We start from the raw sequence: 11,338 nt of genomic DNA, 5'->3' as shown, positions 1-11,338 counted from the left end.
GGAAAAGATGGGCGCCGAGCATAGGGTGCGCCCCGTATTCGAAAGGGGAGCACGCTATGTTGCTCGAAGGCAAGAAGGCAATCATCACCGGCGGCACTCGCGGTATCGGCTACGCCATCGCGGCCCGCTTCATTGAGGAGGGCGCTTCCGTGACCGTGTTCGGTTCTCGTCAGGAGACGGCCAATCACGCGGTCGATCAGCTGCTCGCTACGTATCCCGAAGCCAAGGTCTGGGGCCGCACGTGCGACCTCGCCTCCCTCGATGCCGTGACCGAGGCGTTCCACGCCGCCGCCGAGGACATGGGCGGCGTCGACACGATCGTCAACAACGCCGGCATCTCCCAGTCCACCCCGTTGCTCGATTACACCGCCGACGAATGGCAGAAGGTCATGGACCTCAACGTAACCGCGGTCTTCAACGGTTGCCGCGCCGGCGCCCAGCTCATGATCGAAGCGGGTCACGGCGGCACCATCACCACCACCAGCTCCATGGTCTCCAAGTACGGTCAGCCCTCCGGCTGTGGGTATCCGACCTCCAAGTACGCCGTCAACGGCCTCACGCAGAGCCTGTCTCGCGAGCTTGCCCCCAAGGGCATCCGTGTGAACGCCGTTGCCCCTGGCGTCACTAAGACCGACATGGTTGCCGCACTGCCCGAAGAGGTCATCAAGCCGCTCATCGCCACCATCCCGCTCGGTCGTATCGGCGAGCCCGAGGACGTCGCCAATGCCTTTGTCTACTTGGCGAGCGACATGAGTTCCTACGTGACCGGCGCGGTCATTCCCGTTGATGGTGCTGCTCGCAGCTAAGTCCACACTTAGCGGTTACGTGCGCTAAGAGCGCCCATTTGCAGCGCGCATAACCATACAGGCGACTCAGCGGCCCGGGAACGATCCCGGGCCGTTTTGCTCTTCGTGCCGGGCCCGCGCCGAGGATCGCGGTCTTGGGGCTATCGAGCACCCCGCCAAATCGAACAAAGCGTGCAGGAAACGTGGGCTCTCTCCAAGCGAACAGGCGTGCGCCGCGGTGGCGGTACACTAAAGGGTCGGATACGAATGTGTCCATAGAACATATCCGAATTCACGTCAGATAAGGACCTTCCATGTCTGATTCCTCCATCGTCATCAAAGGCGCCCGCGAGCACAACCTGCAGGATATCGATGTCGAAATCCCGCGCGACAAGCTCGTGGTGATCACGGGCCTTTCCGGTTCGGGTAAGTCGAGCCTCGCCTTCGATACCATCTATGCCGAGGGACAGCGCCGCTATGTCGAATCGCTGTCCAGCTACGCCCGCCAGTTCCTGGGTCAGATGGACAAGCCGGATCTCGACTCCATCGACGGCCTGTCGCCGGCGGTCTCCATCGACCAGAAAACGACCTCGAAGAACCCCCGTTCCACCGTGGGCACCGTCACCGAGATCTACGACTACCTGCGACTTCTGTACGCGCGAATCGGTATTCCGCATTGTCCCGAGTGCGGCCGCGAGATCGAGCGCCAGACAACCGACCAGGTTGCCGACAAGATCCTCGAGGCAGGGCAGGGCCGTCGTGCCCTTGTGCTCGCCCCCGTGGTTCAAGGCCGCAAGGGCGAGTTTGCCAAGCTGCTCGAGGACCTGCGCGCCGAGGGCTTTTCGCGCGTGCGTATCGACGGCGAGGTCCGCGGGTTGGACGAGACCATCGAGCTCGATAAGAAGTTCAAGCACACCATCGAGGTCGTGGTGGACCGCATCGTGATCCGCGACACGAGCTTGGGTCGCATCGCGGAATCTGTGGAGCAAGCGACCAAGCTCGCTCACGGCAACGTGAGCGTTTACCTGCTGCCCGATCGCGACGCGCCGGAAGGCACCGAAGGCGACCTGCTCACCTACTCGCTCGCGCTCGCCTGCCCCGAGCACGGGCATTCCATCGACGACCTGCAGCCGCGCGACTTCTCCTTCAACGCTCCCTATGGCGCCTGCCCCGAGTGCGATGGCCTGGGCTTCAAGAAGGTCGTGGACGCGGAGGCCCTCATCGAGGACCCGAACCTTTCCATCGAGGATGGCGTGTTCGGCAGCTTCTTCGGCAAATCGAACTATTATCCGCAGATCTTCCGTGCGCTGTGCTTGCATCTGAAGGTCGACCCCGCCACGCCTTGGAAGGATCTGCCCGCCCGCGTGCGTAAAGTGTTCCTCGATGGCATGGGTGACAAGAAGATGCGTGTGGACTACCACACGCAGGACGGCCGCGATACGCACTGGTTCACCAAGTATTCCGGCGTGCGCAACATTTTGTACGAGCGTTATGTCGAGACCACCAACGAGAACACCAAGGCGAAGCTCGAGCGGTATATCCGCGAGGAGCCCTGCACCACCTGCAAGGGAGCGCGCCTGCGCCCCGAGATGCTCGCCGTCACGGTGGGCGGCAAGTCCATTTACGAGGTCTGCTGCATGAGCTGCCGCGAGTCGCTTGCGTTCTTCAAGGGCCTCGAGCTCACCGAGCGCGAGGCGTTCATAGGCCGTGCCATCGTCAAGGAAATCATCGAGCGCCTGCGCTTCCTCGTGGACGTCGGCCTTGACTACCTCACCCTCGACCGCGCCTCCGCCACGCTCTCGGGTGGCGAGGCCCAGCGCATCCGCCTGGCCACGCAGATCGGTGCCGGCCTCATGGGCGTGCTCTACATCCTAGACGAGCCCTCGATTGGCCTGCACCAGCGTGACAACGAACGACTCATCGCCACGCTCGAGCGTCTGCGTGACTTAGGGAATACCGTAATCGTGGTCGAGCATGACGAGGACACCATTCGTGCCGCGGATTACGTGGTCGACATGGGGCCCGGTGCGGGCGAACACGGCGGCAAGGTGGTGTGCGCCGGCACGCCGGAAGAGATCATGGCCTGTCCGGATTCTTGCACGGGAGCCTACCTCACGGGCGCGCGCATGGTGCGTCTTCCCGATGAGCGCCGCAATCCTGGGCGCGGCGCGCTCAAGATCACGGGCGCCAAGGCGAACAACCTGAAGAACGTCTCCGCCCAGATCGAGTTCGGCACGCTCACCGTGGTGACGGGCGTCTCGGGTTCGGGCAAGAGTTCGCTGGTCACAGATACGATTGCTCCCGCCCTCACCAACGCGGTTCACCATTCGACCCGTGTCGTCGGTCCGTACAAGACGCTCGAGGGCGTCGACCAGATCGATAAGGTCATCGACATCGACCAGAGTCCCATCGGGCGCACGCCGCGCTCCAATCCGGCGACCTACATCGGCCTTTGGGACGACCTGCGCGCCCTGTTCGCGAGCGTGCCCGAGTCCAAGGCCCGCGGTTACTCCCCCGGGCGGTTCTCCTTCAACGTCCCGGGCGGCCGCTGCGAAGCATGCAAGGGCGATGGCCAGATCAAAATCGAGATGCACTTCCTGCCCGATGTCTACGTGCCGTGCGAGGTCTGCGGCGGCAGGCGGTACAACCGCGAGACTCTTGAGGTCCGTTACCGCAACAAGACCATTGCCGACGTTCTCGACATGAGCGTGACTGAGGCCCTTGCATTCTTTGGGAACATCCCGCAGATCAAGCGCAAGCTACAGACGCTCTACGACGTGGGCCTGGGCTACGTGCGCCTGGGCCAGCCTGCCACGACGCTCTCGGGCGGTGAAGCGCAGCGCGTCAAGCTCGCCAAGGAGCTGCATCGCAAGCAAACGGGTAAGACGTTTTACATCTTGGATGAGCCCACGACGGGTCTGCACTTCGAGGACGTGCGTCAGCTCGTCGACGTGCTCCAGCGCCTGGTCGATGCGGGCAATACCGTGCTTGTGATTGAGCACAACCTCGATGTGATCAAGGTCGCCGACCGCATCATCGACCTGGGGCCGGAGGGCGGTGACGGCGGCGGTCGCATCGTGGTCTCGGGCACGCCCGAGAGGGTCGCCGCGTGCAAGAAGAGCTACACGGGCAAATTCCTCAAACCGCTCCTTGAGCGCGACCGTATGCGGATGGCGGCAACCCCTGGTGCCTGATCTTGACGTTCAAGCTGCTGCTCGCGTGCTCGCGCACGGCAGCTCTTACGCGGATATTTCGGGCATCTGAGGCACCTGCGACGAGCGGGACGCCCCTCCTTCTCACATCATTTTTGGACTTTGGGAGGTCGTTTATGGCCAAGCCGGCCAAATTGCAGAAGACCAACGCGATGCGCGAACTCGAGCGTGCCGGTATCGCCTTCACAGTCCATACCTATGAGGACGATGGCGAGGAGGCGCGGGGCCTGGGCGAGGCGATAGCCGAGCAGCTGGGCGAGGATCCCGGCCAGGGCTTCAAGACCCTCGTCACGGTGGGCGCGACGGGCGCGCATGTGGTGTGCTGCGTGCCCGTTGCGGAGGAGCTCGATTTCAAGGCGGCTGCTCGAGCGGCGGGGGAGAAGGCGCTTGCCATGCTGCCGACCAAGCAGCTCGTCAGCGTGACCGGCTACGTCCGCGGCGGATGCTCCCCTGTGGGCATGAAGAAGCGCCTCCCCGTTGTCATTGACGAGACATGCCAGTTGTATGATGAAATTTTCATTTCGGGCGGTCGGCGCGGTGTTCAACTTGCGCTCGCGCCCGATGACCTAATTGCATTCACCGGGGCGATCGTCGCCCCGATCGTGAGGGAGAGGTAGTCGCATGGCTCACGACGACGAAGCGCCACGCCCGGCCGGAGCTCATTTCGCGCAGCGCCCGACAATCGATTCGCGCGCGTCTCAGCGCCCGGATGAGACGTCCCAATTCATCGTTGCGGCTCAGGCGGGTGCTTCTTCCATGCGGGGAAGCCGTCCCGTCTCGCCCGATGAGACTGCCGTGTTCCTGCGTGCGGCGGCCTCGCGCGATGCCGCTCCGGCCCCCCGGTTCGAGCCTGCGTCTGTGGATGCATTTGACGAGACGAACATGTTCGACGAGATTCAGCCCGAGCCTGTCGTCCCAGTCGAGCTTTCCGAGCCGCAAGGCACCCCCGTCGAGGAGGACGACCTCAGCCAGTCCGACTATGAGCAGGCTGGACGCTCCGCGGGCATGATGACCGCCCTTATCCTGGTGAGCCGTCTCACCGGCTTCGTGCGCACGTGGGCGATGGGCGCCGCGCTCGGCCTGTCCCTGCTCTCGTCTTCCTATCAGATCGCCTACAACCTGCCAAGCATGCTCTATGAGCTCGTAATCGGCGGCATGCTCATCACGGCGTTCCTGCCGGTCTACCTCGAGGTGCGCCGCGAGCGTGGCGTCGCGGCGAGCAACGAGTACGTGGGCAATCTTCTCGGCATTCTGCTGCTCGTGTTGGGCGCCGCATCGGTTGTCGCCACCATCGGCGCGCCTGCGGTGATTTGGACCCAATCGTTCATGAGCGCCGATACCGGGCAGATGGACACGGCGATTTACCTTTTCCGCTTTTTCGCCATCGAGATCCTGTTCTACGGCCTGGGCTCGGTGTTCTCGGGCGTGCTCAATGCGCACCGCGATTACTTCTGGAGCAATTTCGCCCCGGTGCTGAACAACGTCGTGGTCATCGCGAGTTTCGCCGCCTTTTTCGTCCTTGACGAGGTCTTCCACGTCGACCAGATCATCAGCGTCACCGTGCTCGCCGTGGGCACGACGCTCGGCGTGTTCATCCAGATGGCGTGTCAGATCCCCGCGCTGAAAAAGCACGGGGTGCATCCGCGCCTGCACGTTGATTTCTCCGACCCCAATCTGCGCAAGACCCTGGCCTTGGGCATCCCCACGCTCGCCGCGACGGTTTGCGCCTTCATCACCGCCAGCGTCCAGAATGCGGCGGCTCTGAACGTCCAACCCGAGACGGGTGCCTCGGTGGTGGCCTATTCGCGCCTGTGGTACACGCTGCCCTACGCCCTGTTCGCCGTCCCCATCACGACCGCCCTCTACACCGAGCTCGCTCGTGACGCGGCACGCCACGATGACGATGCCGTGCGCGAGGGCGTCGCCCGGGGCATCGCGCAGATGCTTTTCATCCTCATCCCGTTCGCTCTGTATCTCATCGTGTTCAGCGAGCCGCTCAACATGGTGTATTGCGTGGGCAAATTCGGGCTCGAAGGTGTGAGCCTGGTGAGCGAATACCTCTGCTGGCTCGCCCCGGCGCTGCCCATTTACGGCGTGTGCGTGCTGCTTCAGAAGAGCTGTTCCGCCTTGATGGACATGAAGCCCTATGCCTTCTCGACCGTGCTCGGCGCTCTTGCGCTCGTCGTTGTTGCCTTGGGCGGCGGCGTGGCCTTGGGCGGTGGCATGCCCGTCATCGCGTTCGCGACGAGCGCCTTCTACATCGTCGCCATCGGCATTACCTTGGTGTGGATGCGCGGGCGCCTCCACGGTCTCCATGTGTCGACCATGCTGCGTGGCCTGTTCTTCGGCCTCGTTCTGGGCGGCATTGGTGCCATGGCCGGCTGGGGCGCGATGCAGGCCCTCCAGTTGATCTTCGGCCCCATCATCATCCAGGCGGCGACGGGCCCGGTTGCCGCCCCCATCCTCAAGACGGTCGCATATATCGCCGTCGCGGGCATTGTGTCTCTGATCGTGACGTTTGCGCCCGCGGTTGTCATGAAGCTGCCCGAGGCGAGCATGTTCAACTCAATTCTCAGTCGATTCACGCGCCGTTAGCGGTGCCGCTCGAGGTAGTACGAAACGCAGCGGTCGGCGAGGACATCCATCGAGTCGATAAGGTAATCGGGCTTTTGCACGAGGTCCTGGTAGACGACTGACAGCTCGGTGCAGCCCACGATCACCGCATCGCACCCGTTCTCGTGCATGCGCCGTGCGAGGTCGAGGAATGCCGTGGGGTCGTAGGGGAGGTTTCGCTTGACGCGGTCGTAGATAAGCGGCATCACGATATCGCGCTGGTCCTCTTCGCTCGGCGCCATCACCGAGAGTCCCGCATCGGACAGATAGCTTTGAAACACCCCAGAGGACAACGTGCCATCGGTTGCAAGGAGGCCGATGGTCGCGTGCTCCCCATGCATCTCGACGATCCGCGCGGTCGTCTCCCGCATGATGTTGAGGACGGGGACCGTCGCACTCGCGGCGATCTGTTCGTAGAAATAGTGGGCGGTGTTGCAGGGGATCGCGATGAAATCGGCGCCCGCGCGCTCGAGCCACAGCACGACGCTCGTCATCTCCGGAAGGGGATTTGGTTTGTCGTTGTCGAGGATATAGGCGGTGCGGTCCGGGATCTGAGGGTCATTGAAGACGATCATGGGGATGTTGTCCTGGTCGCAGCTGGCCGGTGTCTTCTTGATGACGAGTTCCATGAAGTATGCGGTCGCTAGCGGGCCCACGCCCCCAAGCACGCCGAGAACAGGCTTATGCATGTTTTGCTCCCTCGATGGTCTCTTGCTCACGACAGGTCGAGTCGCGCCCCGTGCCTGCCGATAAAGGGTAGAATGCGGGGTCGATGGAACGTTCGCGCCGTGCGCGGTCCCACGCGACGGCGTTCATTATAGCGAAGGGATTTGTAGCTTATGAGACCCGCTCGCCCCGCCCAAAGCGACCTGCCGCGCATGCTTGCCCCCGTCATCTTGGGGTCTGATTTCTGCTGCTATTCATATATTCGTTGCTTCTGGGAGGCATACGGCGTCAAGCCGATCGTCCTCGCATCCGCGGACATCAAGTCGGTGCGCAGCCGGTTTTGCGACTACCGCGTCATCCCCGGAATCGACAGGCCCGAGGTCTGCTTGCCCGAGCTCGAGCGCTTGGGCGATGAGCTCATCGCCGCGGGCAAGATCCCGTTCCTCGTGGGTTGCGGCGACCATTACGCGCGCCTGGTGTCGGAGAACAAGCCCCAGATCGAGGAGCGCTGGTACACGCCCTACCTCGATTTCGAGCTCCTCGACGACATCACGCAGAAGGAGCGCTTCTACGAGATCTGCGAGGAGATCGGCGTCCCGTATCCCAAGACGGTCTATCTCGATTGCGGCGACAAGACCGCGACGGTGGACGATGGCGGCTTTATGTATCCGGTGATCGCCAAGCCGTCGAACTCGGCCGCCTGGCATTACGCCGAGTTCGAGGGACAGCAGAAGGTATACCTCATCCACAGCCGCGAACAGCTCGAGGCGCTCTACAAGCAGCTCCAGGAGACAACCTACGACAAGCTTCTCATCGTGCAGGAATTCATCCCCGGCGATGATACGCAGATTCGCATCCTCTCTTCGTATCTGGACGCCGCTGGCGATCCCGTCTTCATGGTGGGTGGCCGCGTGATGGTGGAGGACCACTCCCCAACTGCCATCGGCAATCCCGCGGTGATTGTGTCCGAGCAGCTCGACGCCGTGAGCGACGACGCTCTGCGCTTCATGCGCCATGTGGGGTATCGCGGCATGGCGAACTTCGACGTCAAGTATGACGAGCGTGACGGCACGTACAAGTTCTTCGAGATCAACACCCGCCCCGGCCGTAGCTCCGATTTCGTGCGTCAGGCGGGCATCAACTTCGCGCAAGTTCAGGTGGACGATGTCCTCATGGGGGAAAAGAGGCCCCGCATCTCCAACACCAAGCCCTTCATCTACACCACGGTCCCTCCCTATGTGGTCAAGCGCTCCATTGACGACGCCGCGATTCGCAGGCAGGTCCTCGATGGCTTCCGCACCGGGCTCACCCATTACGCTCTCGATTGGGACGAGGACTGCATGGGTCAGCGCTTCTGGTCGAAGGTGACCTACTACCACCAGATCGACAAGTTCCGCAAGTACTTCTGGGGCGACGGTGCCAAGAACTTGGCGTAACGCCATCCGTTCAGCAGCCTAGCGGCCCGATCGCTTGAATTCCGAGGATCCATGGCAGACCCGAATACAACGCCGTCAAAGTTGCGGGTAACGCACCCCGGCGTGCATATGCCCGTAGCGCCCTTCTCCGTGAGGGCGGCAAGCGAGCATGTGCGCGAACAGGGCGCCGGGCATGCCCCGAGCCTTGTGGATCAGGTGGCGAAGGTGCCCACCGATCCGGGATGCTATCTGTGGAAGGACGCCGATGGCGCCGTCATATACGTGGGCAAGGCCAAGAACCTGCGCGCGCGTCTCCGCCAGTACGTGACGCTCACGGACGATCGCGCCAAGATTCCCCTCATGATGCAGCTCGTAACGTCGTTCGACTACATCGTGGTCGAAAGCGAGCACGAGGCGCTCGTGTTGGAGCGCGAGCTCATCGCTCAGTATCATCCGTACTTCAACGTTGATTACAAGGACGATAAATCCTATCCGTATATCGCCATCACGCGCGGGGACCTGTTTCCCGCCATCAAGTACACGCGAGAACGACATCGCCCGGATACGCGCTATTACGGTCCCTACACCGATAGCCGCGCCGCGCGAGAAACGATCGATACGCTGCGCAAAGTGTGTCCTGTCTGCTCCGCCTCGTGTGCGGAGTGGAAGCGCGTGCGCCGTCTGCTCGACAAACGCCCCGCAGACGCCGACGTTATCGAGCTCATATGCGCACAAAAGGGGCGCCCGTGCTTTGACTACCATGTGGGAAGGGGCCCGGGCGTATGCGCCGGGATGATCTCATCGGACGAGTACGCCAAGAATGTGCGCCGTGTCGAGCGCTTCCTGTCCGGTCAGCGTCGCGAGCTCACGAATGAGCTTAAGGAAGACATGGCAGAGGCGGCGGCCGCGCTTGACTTTGAGCGCGCGGGGCGCATCAAGCGTCGGCTCGAGGTCATCGATGGCCTGGACGATCGACAGCAGGTCGTGTTCCCCACGGGGGTCGATCTCGACCTCATAGGCTTTTACCGCGAGGAGACCATCGCGGGCGCCTGCGTCTTCGTGGTGCGAGAGGGACGAGTGCAGCGCACATGCGAGTTTATCTTGGACAAAGGCTTCGATGTGGACGAGGCCGAGCTCGTCGCGGGCTTTGTAAAACGCTATTACGATGAGACCGCTGACATCCCGGGCGAGGTGGACGTGCCGGTCGTACTTGCCGACGCCGAGGTGATGGGGGAGTGGCTCGCCGCCAAGCGCGGTCGCGCGTGCCATCTGCATTACCCGCAACGGGGCGAGAAGCATCGTCTACTTGATATGGCTGCCAAGAACGCCCGGCATGCCCTCATGCGCTACATGATGCGAACGGGCTATTCGGACGACCGCACGAATCAGGCCTTGCTGCAGCTTGAGAGCGCGTTGGCCCTCGACGCGCCTCCCCTGCGCATCGAGTGCTTCGATATCTCGACCTTGCACGGTGCGTTCACCGTCGCCTCGATGGTCGTGTTCACCAACGGGAAGCCCGATAAGTCACAGTATCGCCGGTTCAAAATCCGGGCAGAGCTCGAGGAGGCGAACGACTTCGTCTCCATGTCCGAGGTCCTGGGACGGCGTTATGCACCCGAGCGGATGGCGGATGAGCGCTTTGGCAGCCGACCCGACCTGCTTGTGGTCGACGGCGGCAAGCCGCAACTTACCGCCGCGATGCGCCAGCTCGCCGAGCTCGGACTCGACATTCCCGTCTGCGGCCTTGCGAAGGCGGACGAGGAGGTGTTCGTCCCTTGGGACGACACTCCCATTGTGCTGCCGAGTGGCTCGGCGTCGCTGTACCTCATCAAGCAGGTGCGTGACGAGAGCCACCGGTTCGCCATCACGTTCCACCGCGAGCTGCGCGGCAAGGCCATGACGACCTCGATTCTGGATGAGGTCCCCGGCGTGGGTCCTACGCGGAAGAAGGCGATTATGCGCCACTTTGGCTCCATGAAGAAGCTCCGTGCGGCGCGTGTCGAGGAAATTGCGGCGGTGAAGGGCGTTCCCGCGGACGTGGCCCGCGCGATCTATGAAAGCCTGCGCGCACTGGATGCCGGTCGTTCCGAGTAGCCCGGAGTATCTCCGGGCTCGGGGAGCACGCTGGCCGTCCCGTGTAGGAAACTGGTATGAAATGTGACAGGTTAAAAGATGGGTTGTCGATGAGTCTTAATACCAGTGAAACAAAGCAATAAGCTGCGCACTTTAGATAAATAAAGCGCTAGAATCCAGAACTGGTATTAGCGCTAGTACCAATAATGGGGAATGTCAAGAATCTCGTGAACGGTTCGATTTGCCGCCTGCGCGGAAGTCGAACCGTTTGTCGAAGGGATTCTCAAAAAGCAAGGAGGCGCCGTTAGTCTTAACTTGTCTGTAATATGCGCCGCAGATGCGGCATATGAGCGCTTGATTGGAGTACCCATGCGCGATCTTCTGAACAAGGGTCTGTCCCGCCGCTCCTTCATCGGTCTCGCCGGTGGCACCGCTGCCGTTGCGGGCCTCGGCCTTGCCGGCTGCGGCGGCGGTGGCAACGATGAGGGTTCCGCTCCTGCCGAGGGCGGCACCAAGGGTGGCGGCGTGATCACCGCCGGCTCCGCTTATACCACCACCAACTTCGACCCCTCCA

General features: G+C 62.5%; 7 protein-coding genes and 1 pseudogene. 7 read left to right on the top strand and 1 reads right to left on the bottom strand.

Annotation, left to right across the window (positions count from 1 at the left end):
* Positions 1 to 56 precede the first annotated feature (56 nt).
* From ACT8II_RS08830 to murJ, 4 genes are all read left to right on the top strand, one after another.
* Positions 57 to 806: an SDR family NAD(P)-dependent oxidoreductase gene (locus ACT8II_RS08830; protein ID WP_118654010.1), complete on the top strand. Its 750-nt coding sequence runs from the start codon at positions 57 to 59 to the stop codon at positions 804 to 806.
* Between the two features lie 293 nt (positions 807 to 1,099).
* A complete protein-coding gene (uvrA, locus tag ACT8II_RS08825; protein WP_443813850.1) occupies positions 1,100 to 3,979 on the top strand; it encodes an excinuclease ABC subunit UvrA in 2,880 nt (959 codons plus the stop codon).
* A gap of 134 nt (positions 3,980 to 4,113) precedes the next feature.
* Positions 4,114 to 4,614 (top strand): Cys-tRNA(Pro) deacylase, encoded by a 501-nt coding sequence (gene ybaK / locus ACT8II_RS08820; RefSeq protein WP_304292200.1) that lies wholly within the window; start codon positions 4,114 to 4,116, stop codon positions 4,612 to 4,614.
* A 4-nt stretch (positions 4,615 to 4,618) separates the two neighbouring features.
* Positions 4,619 to 6,592 (top strand): murein biosynthesis integral membrane protein MurJ, encoded by a 1,974-nt coding sequence (murJ, locus tag ACT8II_RS08815; RefSeq protein WP_304292202.1) that lies wholly within the window; start codon positions 4,619 to 4,621, stop codon positions 6,590 to 6,592.
* Here murJ and ACT8II_RS08810 read toward each other — a convergent pair.
* Positions 6,589 to 7,299, bottom strand: coding sequence for an aspartate/glutamate racemase family protein (locus ACT8II_RS08810; RefSeq protein ID WP_304292204.1), 711 nt, complete (start codon positions 7,297 to 7,299; stop codon positions 6,589 to 6,591). The two genes, murJ and ACT8II_RS08810, sit on opposite strands and share 4 nt — an antisense overlap.
* A 150-nt stretch (positions 7,300 to 7,449) precedes the next feature.
* Here ACT8II_RS08810 and ACT8II_RS08805 point away from each other — a divergent pair, with 150 nt between their 5' ends.
* The 3 genes and pseudogenes from ACT8II_RS08805 to ACT8II_RS08795 all read left to right on the top strand — a co-directional run.
* Positions 7,450 to 8,712, top strand: coding sequence for a carboxylate--amine ligase (locus ACT8II_RS08805; protein ID WP_443813848.1), 1,263 nt, complete (start codon positions 7,450 to 7,452; stop codon positions 8,710 to 8,712).
* Between the two features lie 108 nt (positions 8,713 to 8,820).
* On the top strand, positions 8,821 to 10,785 hold the full coding sequence (gene uvrC, locus ACT8II_RS08800; RefSeq protein WP_443813846.1) for an excinuclease ABC subunit UvrC: 1,965 nt from the start codon (positions 8,821 to 8,823) through the stop codon (positions 10,783 to 10,785).
* Positions 10,786 to 11,133: 348 nt separating this feature from the next.
* Positions 11,134 to 11,338, top strand: a pseudogene (locus ACT8II_RS08795) (ABC transporter substrate-binding protein); the annotation flags it as partial.

The sequence above is a fragment of the Collinsella sp. genome, assembly GCF_052346665.1.
Classification (GTDB): domain Bacteria; phylum Actinomycetota; class Coriobacteriia; order Coriobacteriales; family Coriobacteriaceae; genus Collinsella.
This window is presented reverse-complemented; position numbering and strand designations above follow the sequence as displayed.